Genomic DNA, 22,018 nt, shown 5'->3' on the forward strand with positions numbered 1-22,018 from the left:
GGCTTCTGAACATCAGGCAAGGCGGAGTGTTACATGCGAATTCTGGTCACTGGCGCAAGTGGCTTCATCGGCGGGCGTTTTGCGCGGCTGGCCCTGGAGCGGGGGCTGGATGTGCGGGTCAGTGGCCGGCGCGCCGAAGGTGTGGAGCACCTGGTGCGGCGTGGCGCGCAGTTCATTCCGGGCGACCTTGGCGACGCGGAGCTGGCCCGGCGCCTGTGCCAGGGCGTCGAGGCCGTGGTGCATTGCGCCGGTGCAGTGGGGCACTGGGGAACCTATCAGGCGTTTGCCCAGGGCAACGTGGTGGTGACCGAGAACGTCGTCGAAGGCTGCCTGAAGGAACACGTGCGTCGCCTCGTGCACCTGTCATCGCCTTCGATCTACTTCAATGGCCGTTCACGCGTGGCCATTGGCGAGGATCAGGTGCCCGGCCGGTTTGCCAATCACTACGCCAGGACCAAGTTCATTGCCGAACAGAAGGTGTTCGGCGCCCAGGAGTTCGGCCTCGAAGTGTTGGCGCTGCGCCCACGTTTCGTCATCGGCGCAGGCGATACGAGCCTGCTGCCGCGGCTGGTGCACCTGCAACGCAAAGGCAGGCTGGCGATCATCGGCAACGGCTTGAACAAAGTCGACTTCACCAGTGTTCACAACCTGAACGAGGCGCTGTACAGCGCAGTGTTCGCGGACGGGCGCGCGCTTGGGCAAGCGTACAACATCAGCAATGGCCAGCCCTTGCCGCTGTGGGATGTGATCAACTATGTCCTGCGCCAGCTTCAGCTCCCTCAGGTCACCCGCTACCGAGGTTATGGGCTGGCCTACGGCTTGGCCGCGCTCAACGAGGCAGCGTGCACCCTGTGGCCGGGGCGGCCGGAGCCTACGCTGTCACGCCTGGCCATGCAGGTGATGAGTCGCGATTTCACCCTGGACATCACCCGCGCCAGTCAGTACCTGGACTATCAGCCCACCACCAGCGTATGGGCGGCATTGGATGAATTCTGCACGTGGTGGAAACACCAGCCGCCTGGCCGGTAAAGCGTTCAGCTCGACGTCGGGCATCACCGGGCTGCGCGCGCGGTTTATAATCCGGCTTATTTGCAACCTGTGGGGTGGGATGCTCATGCGCTTTGATGCTCGCGATGATTTCGATGATGTACCGGCCTTGCGCGCAGGGACGCAGGATGACGATGAGTTGCTGCCAGCTCATGTCTCGCGCAGTCGCCGTCAAGCGGCCAGGGCGCCGAGCACCGGCCCATTGTGGGCGATGCTGGTGGCCGCGTTCATCGCCCTGGGCTGTCTGGGATGGTGGAGCTATCGGCAGATCTCCCTGATGGAGCAGCAGCTGGTCGCCACTCAGGAGAGCTTCGCGCGCATCAGCGAAGACGCGGCAGGGCGTTTGCAGGCAATCAGCGGCAAGGTCGAAGCCAGCGCGTCGTCCAGCAACAGTGGCAGTGAAGCCCTCAAACAGCAGATCAGTCAGTTGCAGGCCAGTCTGGCCGAGCAAGGCAAGCAGCAGGCAGGTGTAGCGGGCCAGGCCGGGGACCTGGGCAAGCGCCTGGAGCAGGTCCTGGCGGACACCCGTGAACAGCAAAGAGCGGTCACCGAGCTGCAAACGCAGTTGCAGGCACAGTTGAAGGCGGTGAACGGCGAGTTGGCAGCGCTCAAGTCGGGCCAGGTCGATGGGGGCAAGCTCGACGGGCAACTCAAGAGTCTGAGCGAGGAGGTGGCCGCGCTGAAAAAACAAGGCAATCCCACGGCCGCCATCGAAAGCCTGCAGCAGGATGTGCTGGTGCTCAAAAGCCAGCTGGACAACCGCCCGAACACGGCGGCCGGCGGGGGCGCATCGGTGCAGGAGTTCGACGCGTTTCGTGGTCAGATGACCCGTAACCTGAACAACGTCCAGAGCCAGCTGCAGAACCTGCAACAGCAGATCAACGCCAGGCCATGACTGGGAAGGGCAGGGGCCGGGTCCTGGCCCCTGTCTCAGGCCTTACAGGCGTGGGTAGTCGATATACCCCACCGGTCCCTGGCCATAGAACGTTTCCGGATGAGCTTCGTTCAGTGGGGCATCGTCAGCCAGGCGTGCAGGCAGGTCCGGGTTGGCGATGAACGGCACACCAAAGGCCACGGCATCGGCTTTGCCATCGGCCAGGGCCGCATTGGCACTGGCTTTGTCGAAACCTTCGTTGACGATATAGACGCCACCAAATGCGTCTTTGAGGGCAGGGCCCAGGCTGTCGTCGCGCTCCCGCTCCCGTGAGCAGATGAAGGCAATGCCCCGCTTGCCCAGCGCTCGCGCCACATACGTGAAGGTCTGGGTACGGTCGGCATCGCCCATGTCATGGGCATCGGCGCGCGGCGCCAGGTGCATCCCAACGCGCTGCGCCCCCCATACCTGGACTACGGCATCGGTGACCTCCAACAGCAGGCGCGCCCGGTTTTCCAGCGAGCCGCCGTACGCGTCGGTGCGCTGGTTGGTGCTGCTTTGCAGGAACTGGTCGAGCAGATAGCCGTTGGCGCCATGGATCTCGACACCGTCAAAGCCTGCGGCCTTGGCGTTTTCGGCGCCAGTGCGGAAGGCCTCGACGATGTCGCTAATCTCTTCGGTATCCAGGGCCCGAGGCGTGGGGTAGTCGCTGAGCGGGCGAACCAGACTCACGTGCCCCTTGGGCTGGATGGCACTGGGTGCGACCGGCAACTGGCCATCGAGGTAGCGTGGATGGGAAATGCGGCCCACGTGCCACAGCTGCAAGAAGATTCGGCCGCCTGCGGCATGCACGGCATGGGTGACGTGGGTCCAGCCCCTGACCTGTTCAGCACTCCAGATGCCCGGTGTGTCCGGGTAGCCCACGCCCATGGGGCTGACCGACGTCGCCTCACTGATGATCAGACCGGCACTGGCGCGTTGTACGTAGTACTCGGCCATCAGTGCATTCGGCACGCGGCCGGCGTCTGCGCGGCAACGGGTGAGTGGGGCCATGATGATACGATTGGGCAGTTCCAGATCGCCCAGGGTGATTGGATCGAATAGCGTGGTCATGACGTATACCTGAAAGTCAAAGGGAGTCGCGCAATTGTTCGAGCAATGCTTCGATGATGACTTCGTTGCGCTTGAACAAGTGCCATTGGCCGATTTTCTGGCGGATGACCAGGCCTGCTCGCTGCAGGATCGCCAGGTGCGCCGACACAGTCGATTGGGACAACCCGCAGCGCCGCTCGATCTGCCGGCACAAACCCCTTGGTCAGTACTGTGGACCTGCTCGAGAAACTGGGCTGCTGGCGTTTTCAACCAGCCGAGTATTTCCCGCCTCATTGGGTGGGCGAGGGCTTTCATGATGTCGTCCAGGTCAAGCGGCATGGCTCATCTCGCAGCGGTGCATCGGGTCAGCGCGAACCCTACATCGTGATTTTGCGATATACAAAGATTCAAGTGTTCCGAGCGAGTAGCCAGACGGTATATCGCTCGGCGGCGATATGTCCCGAGCAAGTGATAGACTGGCGCCATGAATTATCTTGCACACCTGCACCTGGGAGGGTCGGCTCCGCAGCAATTGCTGGGCAGCCTCTACGGGGACTTCGTCAAAGGTTCGCTGGAAGGGCGGTTCCCGCCGCAGCTCGAAGCGTCCATCCGACTGCATCGACACATCGACAGTTTCACCGACGCCCACCCTGTGGTGCTCGCTTCCCTGGCGCGCTTTGCGCGGGTGCGGCGGCGGTTTGCGGGGATCGCTCTGGACGTCTTTTTCGACCACTGCCTGGCGCGGCACTGGCCCGAGTATGGGCGCCAGCCGCTGCGTCAGTTCACCCAGGCGTTCTATCAGGTGCTGTTAGCCGAGCCCGCCCTGCCGGGCCGGTTGGCCCACATCGCGCCGTCCATGGCGCAGTCTGATTGGCTGGGCTCGTATGCTGACTTTGCCACGCTGGAGCAGGTGTTTGCCGGGATCGCCCGGCGCTTGTCGCGGCCTGAAGGCCTGGTAGGGGTCATGGACGAGCTTGATCGCCTGTACGTGCCGTTGCTCGATGATTTCCGCGAATTCTACCCGCTGGTACAAGCGTTCGCTGCCAGTCATCGGGCACAGGCCAGCCCGTGCGTTGATTGACGGATCTGCTGCATTCAGGCAGCAGTCGCACACTGCCTGCGTAGTGCCGGTGGCTCTGGTGTGCCGTAGAGCGCCTGATGGATCGAACGCTGGGCCTGGAGCCCCAGCAGCGTGCGGCCCTTGCCATGACTTGCCAGTGGCTCGAGCAGGTGAATGCGCACTTGACCGCGAGGTTGCGCGAGCAACCGCAGCAGGTGTGACAGCAGATCGTCATCTCCCACGAAGGGTGCAAAGGGGTCGATCTGGCCCCGCCGCTGGTATTGGATTGCCACCGGTTGCACGGCGATGCCCTGGTCGATGGCTGCCGCCAGCAGGCGCCCATGGAACGTCCCGAGCTGGTGCCCGTCGGTGGTAGTGCCTTCGGGAAACAGCAACAGGGGGTGACCTGTGACCAACCGCTGACCGATGTGCACGCGCAGCTGCTGGCCATCGCTGGCACCGCGCTTGATGAACAAGGTGCCTGCCTGCTCGGCTAACCACCCGGCAAGCGGCCAGTGCCGGACCTCGGCCTTGGACAGAAATGACACAGGGGCTAGCATGCCCAACAGTGGGATGTCGGTCCAGGACACGTGGTTGCTGACCCACAGCATGGGGCTGCTCGGCAGCTTCCCCGTCACGCAGACGTCGAACGGCAGTGCTGCCACCAAGCGCCGCATGAACAGCCGTGTCCAGCGTTGCCGGCGCGCGAGCGACGCTTTGATGCCAAGGTGCCGCCCGATGACGAGCAGGCTGGCCATCAGCAGCCCCAGCGCCACCACCAGCAGCACGTGAGCCAGGCGCCCCACCTGCCGCAGACGGCCCCTCACACAGCGGCCTTGAAGTGACGGGCGTAGCGCGGGCACAGCGCCTCGCGCTTGAGCAGGATGAACACATCGGCGACCTGGAAGTCTTCATCCCAGCACGGTTCGCCACAGACCTTGGCGCCCAGGCGCATGTAGGCCTTGAGCAAGGCCGGCATCTGGGCGCTCACGTTATCCGGCAACGTCAGCGGTGGCAGCGGTTTGCGGGGTTCGGCACGCAGATCCTGGGTGCACAGGTGGCGTTCGCGCAGGCGCTGCATGACCGCATGCGCCTGCACCCCGCCGTCCTGCATCGAGATGCTGGCGCAACCCATCAGGTAGCGATAACCGCCTTCGTTGAGTACTTCGGCCAGCTCACTCCAGAGCGTAGCAATGGTGCCGCCGTTGCGGTACGGCGCGGCCACGCAGGTGCGCCCCACTTCTAGGATAGGGCCCTGAAGTTGCAGCAGCCCCTGCAGGCGGAACCCTTCCTCGCTGTAGAAGCGACCCAGGCTGCTGGCCGCCTCGTGGTCGAGCAGGCGGGTGGTGGCCACCAGTCGTCCAGTGGTGACATCGCGTACGCCGATATGGCGGCAGTGCGCGTCAAATTCGTCCTGATCCAGGCCGTGCTCAGCGCCCTTGAACCTTGCCTCGAACGCTTCGCTGAAGACCTGATAGCGCAGGGCCTGGGCCTCCTGCAACGCGGCGTGACCCATCAGGCGCTCGGCGTGCAGGCGGTGTCCGGTGCAGGTGTCGGCAACATGAGCGATTCGCGTCATTACGAGTCTCCATAAAACCAGCCATGCAAAGGTGGCCGGTAGGCGTTTATGTGCACGTTCAGGCTAGAAACATGGGATGTCACGGCGATGAAGGTTCGATGATGCTTGCATGAACCGCCCGTTGGGCGTGGCGGCGAACGTGCTGGCGCTTGCTGTGCCAAAGACCTGCGCGGTAAGGTGAGCCGCCTGCATTTTCGAGACCCCTCATGCTGAAGTCACTCCGCCTATGGTCCGCACTGCTGCTTGCGTTGTGCCTGCCCGCACACGCCAATTGGCACCTTGATGGCGAGTCGTCTCGCCTGTCGTTCATCACCGGTACCAATGGCGAAGCGGCGCAGGTGCACCGCTTCCTGGTGCTGCATGGCACGGTGGACCGCAAGGGCGCCGCGAGCCTTCGTATCGAGATGGATTCGGTCAGCAGTGGCGTGCCGCTGCGTGATGAACGCATGCGTGACGCGTTGTTCGACGTCGCGCGGTTTGCCGAAGCGACCGTGCAGGCGCAACTGGATCTGCGCCCGATCAACGACCTGGCCAACGGGGCGCAGATCGAACTGCGCCTGCCGCTGACGGTAACGTTGCACGGCCAGTCCCATCGTTACGAGGCCTTGCTGCTGGCCACTCGCCTGGACGAGCGGCGGTTTCAGGTCGTGACCTTGGAGCCTCTGGTGCTGCGCGCCGAGGATTTCGGCCTGATGCCAGGGCTGCAAGCCCTGCGCAAGTCCGCCAACCTTAAGGCCATCAACCCGTCCGTACCGGTCAATGCGGTACTTATCTTCACTGCGCGCTGACATGCCGGGCCCGGTCTTCCCCTGGCGGGATGGCAACCAGTTCGAGCTGCTGATCGATGGGCCACACTTCTTTCCCCGCATGCTGTCGGCCATCGAGCATGCCCAGACGCAGGTAGACCTGGAGCTGTACCTGGTCGAGTCCGGGGCCTGCGCCGAGGCTGTGGTCCAGGCGCTGGAACAGACGGCCCACCGCGGGGTGCGGGTGCGCTGCCTGTTCGATTATTACGGGTCGCTGGCCTTGAGCGCCAAGCTGCGGCAACGTCTGGTGGATGCCGGCGTGTACCTGCGCTGGTACAACCGGCTGCACTGGAAACGCGGGCTGCGCAACCTGTACCGCGACCATCGCAAGTTACTGGTGGTCGACGAGCAGTGGGCGGTGGTCGGCGGTACCGGGGTGACCGACGAGTTCTGGCAACCGGGCCAGCCCAGCAGCGAATGGCATGAGGTGATGGTGCTGATGCAAGGCCCGGTGGTGAGCGACTGGCAATTGCTGTTCGATCGCCAGTGGCAGGCCAACCATCGCCGCACGGCCTGGCGCCCTGCCGAGGGCTTCGGCCTGCCGCGCCTGCCCAAGGTGCCTGCGCAAGGGCAGGGCATGGGCCGGGTGGCGTACGCCGACGCCCGTCAGCATCAGGACATCCTGCATGCATTGGTGCGTGCCCTCAACAGCGGCAAGCAGCGCATTTGGCTGGCCACGCCTTATTTTCTGCCGACCTGGAGCGTGCGCCGCTCGCTGCGCCGCGCAGCGGGCAAGGGCGTCGATGTGCGGTTGCTGCTCACCGGCCCGCGCACCGACCACCCTTCGGTACGGTATGCCGGCCACCGGTACTATCCACGCCTGCTGCGCGCCGGAGTGCGAATTTTCGAGTATCAGCCGTGCTTCCTGCACCTGAAGATGGTGGTGGTGGACGATTGGGTCAGCGTCGGCTCCTGCAACTTCGACCATTGGAACCTGCGCTTCAATCTGGAGGCCAATATAGAAGCGTTGGACCTGCCGCTGACGACCGCAGTGGTCGCCAGTTTCGAGCGCGATTTCGCCCTGAGCGAGGAAGTCGACCTCGCGCACTGGAACGCCAGGCCGTTCTGGCGCCGGGTCAAACAGCGCATCTGGGGATGGCTGGACCGGTTGGTGGCCAACGTGCTCGACCGGCGCGACTGAGCGCAGCTATCGTGCAATGACGGTTCACAGGCAATCGATGGAGTGGATGGGATGACGGCTAAGAAGATACTCATGCTGGTGGGCGATTACGTCGAGGACTACGAGGTCATGGTGCCCTTCCAGGCGCTGAGTATGGTCGGGCATACCGTGCACGCCGTGTGCCCGGAAAAGGTAGCGGGCCAGACCGTGCGCACGGCTATTCACGACTTCGAAGGCGACCAGACCTACAGCGAAAAGCCAGGGCACCAGTTTGCCCTGAATCAGGATTTCGTCAGGGCCCGTGCCGAAAGTTACGATGCCCTGGTGATCCCGGGCGGGCGGGCGCCTGAGTACCTGCGCCTGAACGAGAAAGTGCTCGACCTGGTGCGAGCGTTCGACCAGGCAGGCAAGCCCATCGCCGCCGTGTGCCACGGCGCCCAGTTGCTGGCCGCCGCCGGTGTGCTCAAAGGCCGGGAGTGCAGTGCGTACCCGGCCTGCGCTCCGGAGGTGCGCCTGGCAGGCGGCACCTATATCGACATTGCGGTGGACCAGGCCCATGTGGACGGCAACCTGGTCACCGCGCCCGCCTGGCCGGCACACCCTGCGTGGCTGGCGGCGTTTCTGAAGGTGTTGGGCACCCGTATCCTCTGACCCAACAGGCCGACCGGCCCGTGGGTCAGCCGACTTGCTCGACCCAGTCGTTGAGGTTGTAATAGTTGGTCACGCGGGCGATCTTGCCGCAGTGGATATAGAAGAACGCGCCGGCCGGCAGGACATAGGTCTGGCCGGTGGCCGCAGGCAGGCCTTCGTCATCGGCCACGTACTGGCCGTGCACGGTGAATTCCGCCGCTGCGCGACTGCCATCGGCATTTTGCATCACCACGATGTCGGCCAGGCGCTCGCGGTAGCAGCGGTTCATCTTGTCCATGAAAGCGGCGAACCTGGCCTTGCCCATCTGCCGCTCACCCTGGTTGATGTCGTGAATCACATCCTCGCTGAGCAGGGCCAGAAACCCTGGCATGTCGCCTGCGTTGAAGGCAGCGTAGTAAGCGTTTACCAATTCGGTAGCGGTCATGGAACATTACCTGTCGTGTAGGGAAAAGGCGTGTCGTTGGCCTGGATGATAGGGTTTCCCCTCAAGCCCGGCTTAGCCGAGCGCGTCATCCACATCGACAAAACGACCGCCAAGCATGCAAATACGCCTACTGCACGGCGCCGCCATCGCGCCTTATATCGATGACCTCGCTCGTCTGCGCCTGACCGTGTTCCGCGAGTTCCCCTACCTCTACGACGGTTCGCCCGAGTACGAAGCCGACTACCTGGCCACCTATGCCCGTTCCGGTCGCAGCCTGGTGGTGCTGGCCGTGGATGAGGACAAGGTAGTGGGCGCGTCGACGAGCCTGCCCCTGGTCGACGTCGCGCCCGAGTTTCAGGAGCCGTTCGTGGCCCAGGGTCGCGACCCGGCCAGCGTCTACTATTTCGGCGAGTCCGTGGTTCTGCCGCAATACCGAGGGCAGGGGCTTGGGGTACGCTTTTTCATCGAACGCGAATCCTACGCCCATAAACTGGCCGAGTTCGATTACTGCGCGTTCTGCGCCGTGGAGCGGCCCGGTGTACATCCGCGCCGTCCAACCGATTACAAGCCCTTGCATGGGTTCTGGCGCAACCGTGGTTTTCTGCATGACCCGTCCCTGCGTACCCGGTATGCCTGGCGCGACCTGGACGAGCAGGAAAGCTCGGACAAACTCATGTCGTTCTGGCTCAAGGAACTGCCCTTTTGATCCGTGTCGCGGCCTGCCAGTACGCCATTGAGCTGCACGAAACCTGGGAGGCCTATGCCGACCACCTGCAAGGTTTGTGTGCAGAGGCGGTGGAGGCTGGCGCGCGTCTGTTGCTGCTGCCCGAGTATGCAGGGCTGGTACTCAGTGGGCAGCTGACACCCGAGCAGCGGGGGGACCTGAACGCTTCCATTGCAGGCATCCAGCCGTTGATCGAGCCGTGGAAGGCCTTGTGTGCGGGCCTGGCCAGGCGTTGGGGCATCTACCTGCAACCAGGCACGCTGCCGGTACTGGACAGCGACGGCGCCTACCGCAACCGCGCCTGGCTGTTTGGCCCCAAGGGTGTGCTAGGGCATCAGGACAAGCTGATGATGACCCGCTTCGAGCGGGAACAGTGGGGCATTGCCGCAGGCCAAGGGCTGACGGTGTTCGACACCGATCTGGGCCGTCTTGGCATCCTGGTCTGTTACGACAATGAGTTCCCGCTCTTGGCCCGTCGGTTGGCAGAACGTGGCGCCGACCTGATCCTGGCGCCGAGCTGCACCGACACCGAAGCCGGCTACCACCGTGTACGGATCGGGGCTCAAGCACGCGCGTTGGAGAACCAGCTGGCCGTGTTGCAGAGCCCGACCGTGGGGCTGGCCCCTTGGTCGCCGGCACTGGACGAGAACCTGGGCCGGGCAGGGCTGTTCGTGCCGCCTGATCGTGGCATGCCGGGGGATGGGGTGATGGCATTGAGCGAATCGCTCGACCCGCAGCGCAGCCGTTGGCTGGTGTGTGACCTGGATCTGGAGGCCGTGCGCCGGGTCAGGCAGCAGGGGCAGGTATTCACACGCAGGGACTGGCCCGAACAATTCGAACGTCTTTGAACGCAACAGCGGCGGGCCCTGGCATCAAGGACCGCCGCTGCAGGTTGGCTGCGCATTGACTGCGCACGCGAGCGGCCGGTGACAGCGCCGTCGCTGTTGCCTTGGGTTACTTCACTTCGACGGCCAGGCTCTGGGCGATCTTGTTCTGCCACAAGGCGGGGCCTGTGATGTGCACCGACTCACCGTTGCTGTCCACGGCCACGGTCACTGGCATGTCCTTGACCTCGAACTCGTAGATGGCCTCCATGCCCAGCTCGGCAAAGGCCAGGACCTTGGACTTGCGGATGGCTTGCGCGACCAGATAGGCGGCGCCACCTACGGCCATCAGGTAAACGGCCTTGTTGTCCTTGATCGCTTCGATGGCGGTCGGGCCGCGCTCGGACTTGCCGATCATGCCCAGCAGACCGGTCTGCTCCAGGATCTGGCGGGTGAACTTGTCCATGCGCGTGGCGGTGGTGGGGCCAGCAGGGCCGACCACTTCGTCGCCTACCGGGTCGACCGGGCCAACGTAGTAGATGAAGCGGCCCTTGAGATCCACCGGCAGTGCTTCGCCGCGGTTGAGCATTTCGACCATGCGCTTGTGGGCGGCATCCCGGCCGGTCAGCATCTTGCCGTTGAGCAGGATGGTTTCACCCGGTTTCCAGCTGGCCACTTCTTCGGGCGTGATGCTGTCCAGGTTGACACGTCGGGCGCTTGGGCCAGCTTCCCAGACGATCTCGGGGTAGGCGTCCAGCGACGGCGCTTCCAGCTGCGCCGGGCCCGTGCCGTCGAGCACGAAGTGGGCGTGGCGAGTGGCCGCGCAGTTTGGGATCATGCACACCGGCAGCGAGGCGGCGTGGGTCGGGTAATCCATGATCTTGACGTCGAGCACGGTGGTCAGGCCACCGAGGCCCTGGGCGCCGATGCCCAGCTGGTTGACCTTCTCGAACAGTTCCAGACGGATTTCTTCCAGGCGGTTCTGCGGGCCGCGTGCCTTGAGCTCATGGATGTCGATGGACTCCATGAGCACTTCCTTGGCCATGACCGCGGCTTTTTCGGCGGTGCCGCCGATGCCGATGCCCAGCATGCCAGGCGGGCACCAGCCAGCGCCCATGGTCGGAACGGTCTTGAGCACCCAGTCGACGATGGAGTCGGACGGGTTGAGCATGGCCATCTTGGACTTGTTTTCCGAACCGCCGCCCTTGGCTGCAACATCGACCTCGACCTTGTCGCCGGGGACGATGGAGTAGTGGATGACGGCCGGGGTGTTGTCCTTGGTGTTTTTGCGGGCGCCGGCCGGGTCGGCCAGGATCGATGCGCGCAGGACGTTTTCAGGCAGATTGTAGGCGCGGCGCACACCCTCGTTGATCATGTCGTCCACGCTCAAGGTGGCGCCGTCCCAGCGCACATCCATACCCACGCGCACGAACACGGTGACGATGCCGGTGTCCTGGCAGATAGGCCGGTGACCGGTGGCACACATGCGCGAGTTGATCAGGATCTGGGCGATGGAGTCGCGCGCAGCCGGCGACTCTTCGCGCAGGTAGGCCTCGTGCATGGCCTGGATGAAATCGACGGGGTGGTAGTACGAGATGAATTGCAGGGCGTCGGCAACGCTCTGAATCAGGTCGTCTTGCTTGATCACGGTCATGCAGCGCGCTCCTCTTAAAGACGGGAACATTCAGTGAGACGTTCGACGGAGCCGACCAGCCTGTCGAAACGCCTTGCAAAGGCGCGCCGACAGCCTGCCGACGCAAAAAAGGCGCGGCAGTATAGCGCGCCTGCCCCGGTGAAACACCTGCGAGTGGTCAGGACCATGGTCTGGCCGGTGGCCGGCATCCTTTTTGCTGCTCGGCACAGTACAGGGTATTAGAATCGACGGGCACGCGGTCGCGTCCATCGGCACAAGGGGTTTGAAGAGGTGAGTGAACATGCCCGAACTTAGCGTGGGCACGCGTTGTTGGACAGTGCCGACTGGCGCCAACTTGCTCGATGCCTTGAACGAGGCAGGGCTTGATGTGCCCTACAGCTGCCGTGCAGGGCGCTGCCATGCGTGCTTGGTACGGTGCGAGCACGGGTTGCCCCTCGATGCCCTGCCAGAAGCCCTGGCGTTGGACAGGCATGCCGTGGGCTGGCGCCTGGCCTGCCAGTGCCGCGTGGTCGAAGACTTGCGCGTGGACGTGTTCGATCCCTTGCGCGACGGCGTAGGCGGCGTTGTCAGCGAACTGGACTGGTTCGGTGATGTGTTGCGGTTGCGCCTGCGGACCGAGCGCAGCGTCCGCTACCAGCCAGGCCAACACGCGGTGCTCTGGTTGGGTGGGGTGGCGCGGCCTTATTCACTGGCCAGCCTGCCGGGTGAGGATGATTGCCTGGAGTTTCATATCGATTGCCATCGCCCCGGTGCTTTCTGTGACCAGGCTCGGGCGCTGGGGGTGGGCGATGCGTTGCGCCTTGGCGAAGTCAGGGGTGGGGCATTGCATTACGACCTTGACTGGCAGGAACGGCCGTTATGGCTACTGGCTGCCGGTACCGGGCTTGCACCGCTGTGGGGCATCGTGCGCGAAGCGTTGCGTCAAGGGCATCAGGGGGAGATCCGGTTGCTGCACGTGGCCCGCGACCGCGCAGGGCACTACCTGGCAGCACCGTTGCAGCAGTTGCCAGGTGTGAGCGTGGAACTGGTGGTGACAGCGCAGCTGGAGGAAACACTGGCGGCGCTGCGGCCTTCATCGAGACAGACCTTGGCCCTGCTGTGCGGCGCGCCCGCCAGCGTCGAACGGTTTGCCCGAAGGCTGTTCATCGCCGGCGTGCCGAGGGGGCAGGTGTTCGCAGACAGCTTTGTCGAGCACGTCTGAGCCGACGTGTCTGCAGTGCCTGCACAGGGCCGCTTGCTCACGGGGGAACGCGCGCGAAGCGACCCTGGCTCGTCAGCCGATCAGCCGACCAGCGGATCACCGACATGCAGGATCTTCATGCCGTTGGTCCCGCCGATGGTGTGGTAGCTGTCGCCCTTGGTGAGGATCACCCAGTCACCTTGCTCGACCAGCCCACGCTTGAGCAGCTCGTCCACGGCGGCCTGGCTGACCTTGTCGGCCGGCAGCGATGCCGGGTCGAAATCGATCGGGTACACACCCCGGAACATCGAGGCACGGGCCTGGGTAGCGCGGTGCGGAGACAGGGCGAAGATCGGTACGTGCGAGCGCAGGCGCGACATGATCAGCGGGGTATAACCGCTCTCGGTCAGGGCGATGATCGCCTTCACACCTGGGAAGTGGTTAGCCGTGTACATGGCTGCCAGGGCGATGCTTTCGTCGCAGCGCTCGAACGTGGTGTGCAGGCGGTGGCTGGAGCGCTGGCTAGTCGGGTGTTTCTCGGCACCCAGGCAGATGCGCGCCATGGCCTGGACGGCTTCGATCGGGTATGAACCGGCGGCGCTTTCGGCCGACAGCATCACGGCGTCGGTGTTGTCGAGCACGGCGTTGGCCACGTCGGACACTTCGGCACGGGTCGGCATCGGGTTCTGGATCATCGACTCCATCATCTGGGTCGCGACGATCACTGCCTTGTTGTTGCGGCGGGCGTGCTGGATGATCTTTTTCTGAATGGCGATCAGCTCGGCGTCGCCGATTTCCACGCCCAGGTCACCACGGGCAACCATGACGGCGTCGGAGGCTGCGATGAGCTTGTCGAGGGTTTCGTCGTCGGCAACCGCTTCGGCGCGTTCGATCTTGGCCACCAGCCAGGCGCTGCCACCAGACTCGTCACGCAGCTTGCGGGCGTATTCCATGTCGCTGGCGTCACGCGGGAACGACACGGCCAGGTAGTCCAGGTCCATCTCGGCAGCCAGCTTGATGTCGGCCTTGTCCTTCTCGGTCAGGGCCGGTGCAGTCAGGCCGCCACCTTTGCGGTTGATGCCCTTGTGGTCCGACAGCGGTCCACCGATGATCACCACGCAGTGCAGGGCGTCGGCGGTCGCGGTTTCGACGCGCATGACCACGCGGCCATCGTCGAGCAGCAGTTCGTCGCCAACGCCACAGTCCTTGACCAGGTCGGGGTAGTCGATACCGACGATGTCCTGGTTGCCTTCGGTCAGCGGATGAGCGGTCGAGAAGGTGAAGGTGTCACCGACTTTCAGTTCGATGCGCTTGTTGGCGAACTTGGCGATGCGGATCTTCGGACCCTGCAGGTCGCCGAGCAAGGCCACGTGACGGCCATTCTTGGCAGCGATTTCACGGATCAGGCGGGCGCGTGCCTTGTGCTCGTCCGGAGTGCCATGAGAGAAGTTCAGGCGAGCCACGTCCAGGCCGGCGAGGATCAACTGTTCGATCACTTCCGGCGAATTGCTGGCGGGGCCAAGGGTGGCGACGATTTTGGTACGGCGGATGGTCATGCACAGACTCCTATAGTGAAGCGCAGCGAGAGGCTACTCCTGAATCGGGCTGTAGTCATCGTTAGGTTGCACTACCTGGCTTTGGAAAACTGTGCAGGTGACAGTCGCGCGCGTTTGCTGGCTGGCGTGGTCGAGCCACTGCACGCGATACGTGCCGATCGTTGAAGAATCCAATGGGCCGGCCGATATGCTGTTCAGCAAAGGAGACTCCCATGCGCATGCTGATCGTTTTAGCCCTCGCGGCCAGTGCCGTCGGGTGTACCCGCTGGTCCATGGACCACCATCTCAACAATGCCTACCGCGCTTATGATCGCGGTGATTGCCAGCGGGTAATGTTGGAGCTGTCCCAGGTCGACCGCACCAGCCGCGCCCGGCCTTTCATCCACCCGGAAGTGGCGTTGCTGCGCGGGCAGTGCCTGGAGCGGCAAGCGTTGTACGTGGATGCCGCACAGACCTACCAGTACCTGATCCAGCGCTATCCGGGCAATGAATATGCCTACCGTGCCCAGGCGCGTCTGCAAACATTGGAGAAGCTGGGTCATTACCGGGGTGGCGAGCCGGCCGTGACCAGGCCAGCGACGAGCGTACCTTGGCGCTAATGCCAAGGTGTGCTGTATTGACGGGGAGATTTGTCGCAGCGTGCGCTAACCTGTAACTCAACTGATACAACAACCGCCAGTACCAGGCGTTCCTGGCATCGCGGACGGACTGACCTTGACGCTATTCAATAAACGACATATCGACCGCCACCAGTTGCCCTTTGTCCTGAAGGTATTCAATCGCTTCAATGGGCAGGAGATGGGCCAGCTGGGCAATGCCTCTGAAAATGGCATGATGCTGATCAGCGAGCTGCCGGTCATGGTGGGCCCCGATTACGAATTGCAGTTGCGCCTGCCGTTGACGGGGGGTGGGCATCAGTTCGTCAACCTTACGGCCAGTTGTCTGTGGTGCCGCGAGGACCAGACGCCTGGGTACTACGATTCGGGCTTCATGTTGTTGCAGGCGCCTCGCGAATACGACGACTTTGTGCGCTCCTTGCAGGAGTACTTCAGTTTTCGCGCCTCCTCTACCTCGGTTTGACAGGTCGGTATTGCCGATTGCTGACGCCCGTCCATGAGATCGGTCCGGGTCAGTAGGGGCTGTGTAGCACGGCCTACTGGCCCCAAGTCGCTTCATTGGCCCGACGTCAGGCCCGGCTCAACGCGTTAGAATCAGGGCGAACCTGCAACAGGACGGCCCTGTGACTTCAAGCATTTTCTGGCATGACTACGAAACCACCGGCATCAACCCGCGCTGCGACCGGCCCGTGCAGATGGCAGGGGTGCGTACCGACCTCGACCTGAATGAAATCGCCGAACCGATCAACCTCTATTGCCGCTTGTCGGATGACATATTGCCGCATCCTGCTGCCTGCCTGGTGACGGGCGTCACGCCGCAACAGTTGGCCGAAAAAGGGCTCGGCGAGGCCGAGTTCATGGCGCGCGTGCATGCCGAACTGGCGCAACCCGGTACCTGCGGTGCCGGCTACAACACGCTGCGTTTCGACGACGAAGTCACGCGCTACAGCCTATACCGCAACTTCTTCGACCCTTACGCACGCGAGTGGCAGGGCGGTAACAGTCGCTGGGACCTGATCGATATCGTCAGGACCGCGTTCGCGTTGCGTCCCGATGGCATTCAATGGCCCCAGCAGGAAGGGCGCATCAGTCTGCGCCTTGAGTTGTTGAGCAAGGCCAACGACCTCGAACATGGCCACGCACACGAGGCACTCTCCGATGTTCGGGCGACCATTGCCCTTGCCCGGCTGATACGCGAGAAGCAGCCAAAGTTGTACGACTGGTTGTTTCAGCTTCGCAGCAAGCACAAGGTCATGGAGCAGATACGGCTGCTGCAGCCGATGGTGCATATTTCTGGACGTTTCAGTGCTGCGCGTCATTACTTGGGCGTCGTGTTGCCTTTGGCCTGGCACCCTAAAAACCGCAATGCATTGATTGTTTGCGATCTGCATCAGCAAACCCTGCCGCTGATTGAAGAGCGCGCCGAAACTTTGCGCCAGCGGCTCTATACCCGTCGAGAAGCCCTTGGCGAAGGCGAGCTCCCTGTACCGCTCAAACTCATCCAGATCAACCGCTGCCCGGTGGTGGCGCCCCTTTCTGTATTACGACCGGCTGATCAAGCGCGTCTGGGGATTGACCTGGACGCATTACAACGACGCGCCGAGGCATTGGTCCGTCAACAGGATCAATGGCAGGAAAAACTGGCACCTATTTATACGCAAGACGGTTTTGCGGCCAGTGATGATCCTGAACAGCAATTGTATGAGCGGTTTCTCGGCGAGCGTGACCGGCGGTTATGCGATCAAGTGCGTTCGCTGGCGCCCGCCCAGTTGGGCGCCGGGCAGTGGATGTTCGATGATCCACGCTTGGCCGAATTGCTCTTTCGCTACCGTGCACGTAACTTTCCCGACACCTTGAACGATGAAGACAGGGCGCGATGGCAGGATTTTTGTAGGCAACGTCTGACTGACCCCCGCTGGGGTGCGCCCAATACCCTGGGTGATTTCGCCCAGGCCCTGGCCGCAGCCTGGCCTGGCGCGGGTGAAGCAGGACAGCAAGTGCTGACAGCCTGGCAACTGCATGCCAACGCGTTGCAAACGCGGTTTGCCGTCAATTGAAAGCCCATAAAAAAACGCCGGTTATTAACCGGCGTTTTTTACGTATATCAAATAGCGAGCAATGGACAATCAGTCCAGCAGGGTTGCCCAGCTTTCTACCTCGTCACCGCCCCATTGAGCTTTCCACTCTTTCAGGGTTTTGTGGTTGCCACCTTTGGTTTCGATGACTTCACCGTTGTGCGGGTTTTTGTATTGCTTGACCTTGCGCGCGCGTTTGGTGCCAGTGGTTTTCACGGCGCCACGCGGCAGTTTGCTCATCTTGGCATCAGGGTCGAGCAGGGCAATGATGTCACGCAGCGACTTGGAATATTCGCCCATCAGGGTGCGCAGTTTGCCTTCGAACTCCAGTTCTTTTTTCAGCTTGTCATCCTGAGACAGGTTGGCCAGGCGGGCCTGAAGTTCCTTGATGGCTTCTTCGGTAGCACGGTACTCGTTGATCAGGGACATGGAGTGTTCCTTAATGCGTGTTCGGAAATGTGTGGAGCAATAGTAAACAGGCAATTCTCGCAAGTAAACATATGATTGATGTATTAACAGTTGATTAGCTGTGACACTAATTCTCCACGTGAACAAAAATTTACATAGGTTGCCGTTTCATCCATAAACCTTGTCGGAAGATTCCCGCCTGATAGGCACAGCGGCCCTATGCAGCACGTCGCAATCATTACTGCGTTTTTCTCAGCGTGCCGCTAGAATAAGCGCCTTTGCGAGTTCTGGAGTCTTATTCATGCGCACCTACCGTCTGGTGATCGCTTGCCCCGACCGTGTCGGCATCGTGGCGAAAGTCAGTAATTTCCTGGCCTTGTACAACGGCTGGATCACCGAAGCCAGCCATCACTCCGACGAGCAGACTGGCTGGTTCTTCATGCGTCATGAAATTCGCGCCGAGTCGCTGCCCTTCGGTATCGAGGCGTTCCGCGAAGCGTTCGCGCCCATCGCCGAAGAGTTCTCCATGACCTGGCGCGTGACCGATTCTGCCCAGAAAAAGCGCGTCGTGCTGATGGCCAGCCGCGAATCCCACTGCCTGGCCGACCTGCTGCACCGCTGGCACAGCGATGAGCTCGATTGCGACATTCCCTGCGTCATTTCCAACCACGACGACCTGCGCAGCATGGTCGAGTGGCACGGTATTCCGTTCTTCCACGTTCCAGTAGACCCCAAGGATAAAGCCCCGGCGTTTGCCGAGGTGTCACGCCTGGTGCAGGAACACGCAGCCGATGTGGTCGTGCTGGCGCGGTACATGCAAATTCTGCCGCCGCAACTCTGCCAGGACTATGCTGAGAAGGTCATCAACATCCACCATAGCTTCCTGCCATCGTTCGTCGGCGCCAAGCCGTACCATCAGGCGGCGCTGCGTGGCGTGAAGCTGATCGGTGCGACCTGCCACTACGTGACCGAAGAGCTGGACGCCGGCCCCATCATCGAGCAGGACGTGGTGCGGGTTACCCATGCCGACAGCATCGAGGACATGGTCCGCTTCGGGCGCGACGTGGAGAAAATGGTGCTGGCCCGCGGCCTGCGCTATCACCTGGAAGACCGGGTTCTGGTGCACGGCAACAAGACAGTGGTGTTCGACTGATAGCAGGGCTGCTATCAACCCTCTTGAGCAACGTGAGGATCGACCAATGGGACGGCGCGGTACGCCTACAGCCTCTCCACCCCCTGTAGTGGGCCAGGGTTGCCTGGCCCGCTACGATCCAGACGCGTTGCAGGACACCGACGGCACCGACTTCCCCGGTGCCGCTGCGCTTTGGCAAGCGCTCAACCCACCTGACGCCGCCAGCGCTCCAGCAGCGGACGTGCCAGCAGGCACACGAACACAGGCCCTCCGGCGAGCAGATACAGGTAGTAAGTGATTGCGCGCCAGATCAGGATCGCCGCTGCCGCCGTCGAGCTGCCCACCATGGGTGTCAGCAGGCTGGCCGAGGTCAGCTCGGCAGCGCCTGCGCCGCCAGGCATCATGCTGAACTGACCGGCGCTGAGCGAGAGCATCTGGACCAGGAAACTGGGGATCCAGGCCAGCTCCACGCCCAGGCCCTTGACCACTAGGTACAGCACGCTAAAGCGCAGCCCCCAGTGGACGCACGTCAGGCTGAACACCAGAAACAGGGTGCGCTTGGGTAGCTGCCAGGTTTGCGCCAGTGCCTGCACGAAACGAAGCAGCTTACGGGCCCAGCGCCGTTTGCGCGGTGCGCTGGTACCCAGGCGCTGCAGCAGCCTGCCATTCAGCCGCATCACCTTGCGCCGGTAGCGCAGCAACGCCACCACGCCTGCCAGCGCCGCGCACAGCAGTGCCGCACTGCCCAGCAACATGCTTTCCTGGCTGCGCCCCAGGCTGTGAAACAACGCATAGCCGGCGATCGCCAGCATGGCGCAGAAGAAAAACACCAAGTCATTGAGCTGATCCATCGCGAACACCGCGCCGCTGCGGGCTGCGCTGATGCCCTCGCGGGCCAGCAAGGCCATCAGGGTCAGGGGACCGCCGCCACCACCTGGAGTGGTACAGATGGCGAATTCGGTGGCCATGACCACACCCAAGGTGCGCACCCGCGACACGCGCACTGCCTGATCGCCTAGCAGCAGGCGCATCCGGCAGGCGTTGATCACCCAGCACAGCAGAATCATGCCCACCAGCGTCATCAACAGCTGCGGGTCGAAGCGGCTCAGCTTGGGCAGCAGTTCGCTGCCGCCCAACAGTGCCGGCACCAACGCTGCGCCCAGCAGCGCCAAGCCCAGCAGCAGCCAGCGGTTCATGCTGCCACCTGCCGCTCCAGCCAGGCTGACTTGGTCAAGGGTTCGCGCCCGTCTTCGATCAGTTTTTCAAGGGTGCGCAGCCAGTAGTCCCGTGAGTATTGATGGCGCATGTCCACCGGGTGCAGCCCCAGGCGCAGGGTGTTAGCACCTTGCCAGCGTCGACATTGCCAGTCGCTGAGCACCCGCGACACACCACGGCGCCAGGCGCTGCGCGCGCTCCAGACCAAACCGGGTGCATTGATGGCGGTAAAGTCCGGCAGGCGATAGAGGTGCTGCGGGGTGCTGGTGTATTTGAGCGGCAGTTGGCGCAGCGCTTGCCGCGTGCCCTGGCTCATCAACCACGCGGGGGCCACGAAGCCTGCTACAGGCCAGCCTTGACGGTCGAACAACGCCAGGCCGTCTTGTAGCCGGGCGATGGCCTGGTGTTCGTCCAGCGCGTAGAACTCGCCTTCATGGGTATAGATCCGCCGCATGAAGTAGTCCACGGGCGTACGCGGCGTGGGGCCCTCATCGGCATGGGCGTAACCGTGCAGGGCCAGCTCGTCACCCGCGGCCAGACGGCGATCGAGCAACTGGCAGAAGCCGGGAGACTGAGTCAGCAGGTTGCGCCGATGAAAGTCGGGCACCACCAGCCAGGTCATGGGCACGTTACCCAATGCATCGACCGCCTGCACGAACGGCTCGTAATCTGGCCACGTCTCTGGGGCCACATCATGCAGCACCAGCATCACGCTACGGGAACGGGTACCGGACTCAAGCATGTGCCCGCACCTGCTGTTGATGGCCAAGTACAGCCTGGTAATGCTCAAGCAGGCCATTGACCACGTTGTCCCATGAGTAATGCTGCTCTACATGTCGCCTGGCCTGTGCACCGAGCTTGCGCGCCCCGGCTTCGAACGCCTCGCGCACCGCCAGGGCCATTGCCCGGGCATCATTGGGTTGGCACAAGCGCCCGCACTGGTCGTTGACGATTTCGCCGAAGGCGCCGGCACGCACTGCAACCACGGGCGTGCCACTGGCCATGGCTTCGAGGATGACCAGGCCGAAGGTTTCCTGGTCGCCGGCATGCACCAACAGGTCGGCGCTGGCCATCAGGCGAGCCACCTGGTCAGGTGGGCAGAACTGGCCGATCACGCTGACGTTGTCGGGCACATTGGCGGGCATGTTGGACCCCACCAGCAGCAGGTGATACCCGCGCCCCAGCTGCCGCATGCAGTCGAGCAGCACGGGCAGGTTCTTCTCCCGAGAGCCTCGGCCTGCATAGATCAGCAGCCGGCAGGTGTCGGCGATGCCCAGTTCGGCCCGCACCTGTGGATCGCGGCGTGCGGGGTTGAAGGTTTCCAGGTCCACGCCCAGCGGCTGCACGTGAACATCACGTACCCCCAGGCGGCGGAGCTTGTCTGCCATGACCTTGCTCGGTGCGAGCACGCGGTCGAAATTGCCATACAACTTGCTGACATAGGCCTCGACGTTGGGCGTGAACCAATTACCCATGCGGTTGCTCACCAACAGCGGCAGGTCGGAGTGATAGAAACCAATGACCGGTACGTCCAGCTGACGGCGCGCTTCAAGCGCCGCCCAGGCGGTCAGGTACGGGTCGCCGACCTCGATCAGGTCTGGCTTTAGCGTGCGCAGCGTGTTGCACCATGGCGCCAGGCGTACCGGAAAGCGGTAGCCTTTGCCAAAGGGCAGGGGTAGTGCAGGCACATGATAGACACCGCCTTCATGCCGAGCGCTGGCGCCGGGGATCAACAGGCTGTGACGGACACCTTGTAGGGCATCCAGGCGGTGGTGTTTGGCATCAAGGTAAGTGCGTACGCCGCCGCTGGCCGGGGCGTAGAACATGGTGATGTCGGCAATGTGCACGATCTGCATCCCTCCGGGATCGTCTTTCGGGTCTGTCATCGCGCGGTAACGAAACCGGCGTTGACATGCCATGAAGTTGACCTTTCAGAAGGATAGTTTGTTCGATCAGCTTGTGCGGTTGATCGCCCGGCAG

General features: G+C 62.9%; 23 protein-coding genes and 1 pseudogene. 13 read left to right on the top strand and 11 right to left on the bottom strand.

Features of this window, described 5'->3' with window-relative positions:
* The first annotated feature begins 33 nt into the window (after window positions 1-33).
* Both MOP87_RS03745 and MOP87_RS03750 read left to right on the top strand, forming a co-directional pair.
* Complete coding sequence (locus tag MOP87_RS03745; RefSeq protein WP_125921914.1) at window positions 34-1,029, top strand: NAD-dependent epimerase/dehydratase family protein; 996 nt, start codon at window positions 34-36, stop codon at window positions 1,027-1,029.
* 85 nt (window positions 1,030-1,114) lie between these two features.
* Window positions 1,115-1,942, top strand: coding sequence for a hypothetical protein (locus MOP87_RS03750; protein WP_028687212.1), 828 nt, complete (start codon window positions 1,115-1,117; stop codon window positions 1,940-1,942).
* Between the two features lie 42 nt (window positions 1,943-1,984).
* Here MOP87_RS03750 and MOP87_RS03755 read toward each other — a convergent pair whose 3' ends face one another.
* Window positions 1,985-3,034, bottom strand: a complete 1,050-nt coding sequence (locus MOP87_RS03755; RefSeq protein WP_027914514.1) for an alkene reductase — start codon at window positions 3,032-3,034, stop codon at window positions 1,985-1,987.
* 16 nt (window positions 3,035-3,050) lie between these two features.
* A pseudogene (locus MOP87_RS03760) lies at window positions 3,051-3,352 on the bottom strand (metalloregulator ArsR/SmtB family transcription factor).
* A 145-nt stretch (window positions 3,353-3,497) separates the two neighbouring features.
* On the opposite strand from MOP87_RS03760, the gene MOP87_RS03765 reads away from it, so the two are divergent.
* Window positions 3,498-4,094 (top strand): ACP phosphodiesterase, encoded by a 597-nt coding sequence (locus MOP87_RS03765; RefSeq protein WP_027914515.1) that lies wholly within the window; start codon window positions 3,498-3,500, stop codon window positions 4,092-4,094.
* A gap of 14 nt (window positions 4,095-4,108) precedes the next feature.
* On the opposite strand, the gene MOP87_RS03770 is transcribed toward MOP87_RS03765, so the two are convergent.
* Window positions 4,109-4,900, bottom strand: coding sequence for a lysophospholipid acyltransferase family protein (locus MOP87_RS03770; RefSeq protein WP_059183298.1), 792 nt, complete (start codon window positions 4,898-4,900; stop codon window positions 4,109-4,111).
* Window positions 4,897-5,652, bottom strand: coding sequence for a GNAT family N-acyltransferase (locus tag MOP87_RS03775; RefSeq protein WP_196129060.1), 756 nt, complete (start codon window positions 5,650-5,652; stop codon window positions 4,897-4,899). Before MOP87_RS03775 ends, MOP87_RS03770 begins: the two co-directional genes overlap by 4 nt.
* Window positions 5,653-5,858: 206 nt before the next feature.
* Between MOP87_RS03775 and MOP87_RS03780 the strand changes: the two genes are divergently transcribed.
* Genes MOP87_RS03780 through MOP87_RS03790 form a run of 3 tightly spaced genes read left to right on the top strand, consistent with a single transcriptional unit; the run spans window position 5,859 to window position 8,229 of the window.
* Window positions 5,859-6,440, top strand: coding sequence for a YceI family protein (locus tag MOP87_RS03780; RefSeq protein ID WP_242810139.1), 582 nt, complete (start codon window positions 5,859-5,861; stop codon window positions 6,438-6,440).
* Window position 6,441: 1 nt separating this feature from the next.
* A complete protein-coding gene (locus MOP87_RS03785; protein WP_059183296.1) occupies window positions 6,442-7,599 on the top strand; it encodes a phosphatidylserine/phosphatidylglycerophosphate/cardiolipin synthase family protein in 1,158 nt (385 codons plus the stop codon).
* A 51-nt stretch (window positions 7,600-7,650) separates the two neighbouring features.
* A complete protein-coding gene (locus MOP87_RS03790) occupies window positions 7,651-8,229 on the top strand; it encodes a DJ-1/PfpI family protein (protein WP_027914520.1) in 579 nt (192 codons plus the stop codon).
* Between the two features lie 25 nt (window positions 8,230-8,254).
* Here MOP87_RS03790 and MOP87_RS03795 read toward each other — a convergent pair whose 3' ends face one another.
* A complete protein-coding gene (locus MOP87_RS03795) occupies window positions 8,255-8,653 on the bottom strand; it encodes a nuclear transport factor 2 family protein (RefSeq protein ID WP_027914521.1) in 399 nt (132 codons plus the stop codon).
* 115 nt (window positions 8,654-8,768) lie between these two features.
* On the opposite strand from MOP87_RS03795, the gene MOP87_RS03800 reads away from it, so the two are divergent.
* Both MOP87_RS03800 and MOP87_RS03805 read left to right on the top strand, forming a co-directional pair.
* On the top strand, window positions 8,769-9,359 hold the full coding sequence (locus tag MOP87_RS03800) for a GNAT family N-acetyltransferase (protein ID WP_110607297.1): 591 nt from the start codon (window positions 8,769-8,771) through the stop codon (window positions 9,357-9,359).
* Complete coding sequence (locus MOP87_RS03805) at window positions 9,356-10,225, top strand: carbon-nitrogen hydrolase family protein (protein ID WP_242810140.1); 870 nt, start codon at window positions 9,356-9,358, stop codon at window positions 10,223-10,225. Before MOP87_RS03800 ends, MOP87_RS03805 begins: the two co-directional genes overlap by 4 nt.
* A gap of 106 nt (window positions 10,226-10,331) precedes the next feature.
* Here the strand turns inward: MOP87_RS03805 and MOP87_RS03810 are convergent, their stop codons facing one another.
* A complete protein-coding gene (locus tag MOP87_RS03810) occupies window positions 10,332-11,855 on the bottom strand; it encodes a fumarate hydratase (protein WP_110607295.1) in 1,524 nt (507 codons plus the stop codon).
* Window positions 11,856-12,135: 280 nt separating this feature from the next.
* Between MOP87_RS03810 and MOP87_RS03815 the strand changes: the two genes are divergently transcribed.
* Window positions 12,136-13,056 carry an iron-sulfur-binding ferredoxin reductase gene (locus tag MOP87_RS03815; RefSeq protein WP_242810141.1) on the top strand — a complete coding sequence of 307 codons (921 nt, stop codon included), beginning with the start codon at window positions 12,136-12,138 and terminating at the stop codon, window positions 13,054-13,056.
* An 80-nt stretch (window positions 13,057-13,136) separates the two neighbouring features.
* Here MOP87_RS03815 and pyk read toward each other — a convergent pair whose 3' ends face one another.
* Complete coding sequence (gene pyk / locus MOP87_RS03820; RefSeq protein ID WP_027914526.1) at window positions 13,137-14,591, bottom strand: pyruvate kinase; 1,455 nt, start codon at window positions 14,589-14,591, stop codon at window positions 13,137-13,139.
* A 212-nt stretch (window positions 14,592-14,803) separates the two neighbouring features.
* On the opposite strand from pyk, the gene MOP87_RS03825 reads away from it, so the two are divergent.
* From MOP87_RS03825 to sbcB, 3 genes are all read left to right on the top strand, one after another.
* Complete coding sequence (locus tag MOP87_RS03825) at window positions 14,804-15,190, top strand: hypothetical protein (protein ID WP_023534272.1); 387 nt, start codon at window positions 14,804-14,806, stop codon at window positions 15,188-15,190.
* A 115-nt stretch (window positions 15,191-15,305) separates the two neighbouring features.
* Window positions 15,306-15,671, top strand: coding sequence for a PilZ domain-containing protein (locus MOP87_RS03830; RefSeq protein ID WP_033695024.1), 366 nt, complete (start codon window positions 15,306-15,308; stop codon window positions 15,669-15,671).
* A 160-nt stretch (window positions 15,672-15,831) separates the two neighbouring features.
* A complete protein-coding gene (gene sbcB / locus MOP87_RS03835; protein ID WP_242810142.1) occupies window positions 15,832-17,265 on the top strand; it encodes an exodeoxyribonuclease I in 1,434 nt (477 codons plus the stop codon).
* 69 nt (window positions 17,266-17,334) lie between these two features.
* Here the strand turns inward: sbcB and mvaT are convergent, their stop codons facing one another.
* The gene (gene mvaT, locus MOP87_RS03840; RefSeq protein ID WP_023534419.1) at window positions 17,335-17,712 is read right to left on the bottom strand and encodes a histone-like nucleoid-structuring protein MvaT; all 378 of its coding nucleotides are present in this window, start codon (window positions 17,710-17,712) and stop codon (window positions 17,335-17,337) included.
* Window positions 17,713-17,992: 280 nt separating this feature from the next.
* Here mvaT and purU point away from each other — a divergent pair, with 280 nt between their 5' ends.
* Window positions 17,993-18,844: a formyltetrahydrofolate deformylase gene (gene purU / locus MOP87_RS03845; protein WP_027914530.1), complete on the top strand. Its 852-nt coding sequence runs from the start codon at window positions 17,993-17,995 to the stop codon at window positions 18,842-18,844.
* 182 nt (window positions 18,845-19,026) lie between these two features.
* Here purU and MOP87_RS03850 read toward each other — a convergent pair whose 3' ends face one another.
* From MOP87_RS03850 to MOP87_RS03860, 3 genes are read right to left on the bottom strand one after another with little or no spacing between them, the layout of a single operon-like run.
* Window positions 19,027-20,019, bottom strand: coding sequence for a lysylphosphatidylglycerol synthase transmembrane domain-containing protein (locus MOP87_RS03850; RefSeq protein ID WP_088522922.1), 993 nt, complete (start codon window positions 20,017-20,019; stop codon window positions 19,027-19,029).
* A complete protein-coding gene (locus tag MOP87_RS03855; RefSeq protein ID WP_242810143.1) occupies window positions 20,016-20,780 on the bottom strand; it encodes a polysaccharide deacetylase family protein in 765 nt (254 codons plus the stop codon). The genes MOP87_RS03850 and MOP87_RS03855 overlap by 4 nt, the downstream gene beginning before the upstream one ends.
* Entirely contained in the window at window positions 20,773-21,894 is a 1,122-nt protein-coding gene (locus MOP87_RS03860) for a glycosyltransferase family 1 protein (RefSeq protein ID WP_027914533.1), read from the bottom strand. Before MOP87_RS03860 ends, MOP87_RS03855 begins: the two co-directional genes overlap by 8 nt.
* Window positions 21,895-22,018 lie beyond the last annotated feature (124 nt).

Source organism: Pseudomonas sp. I3-I5 (assembly GCF_022699445.1).
GTDB classification, from domain to species: Bacteria; Pseudomonadota; Gammaproteobacteria; order Pseudomonadales; family Pseudomonadaceae; genus Aquipseudomonas; species Aquipseudomonas fulva.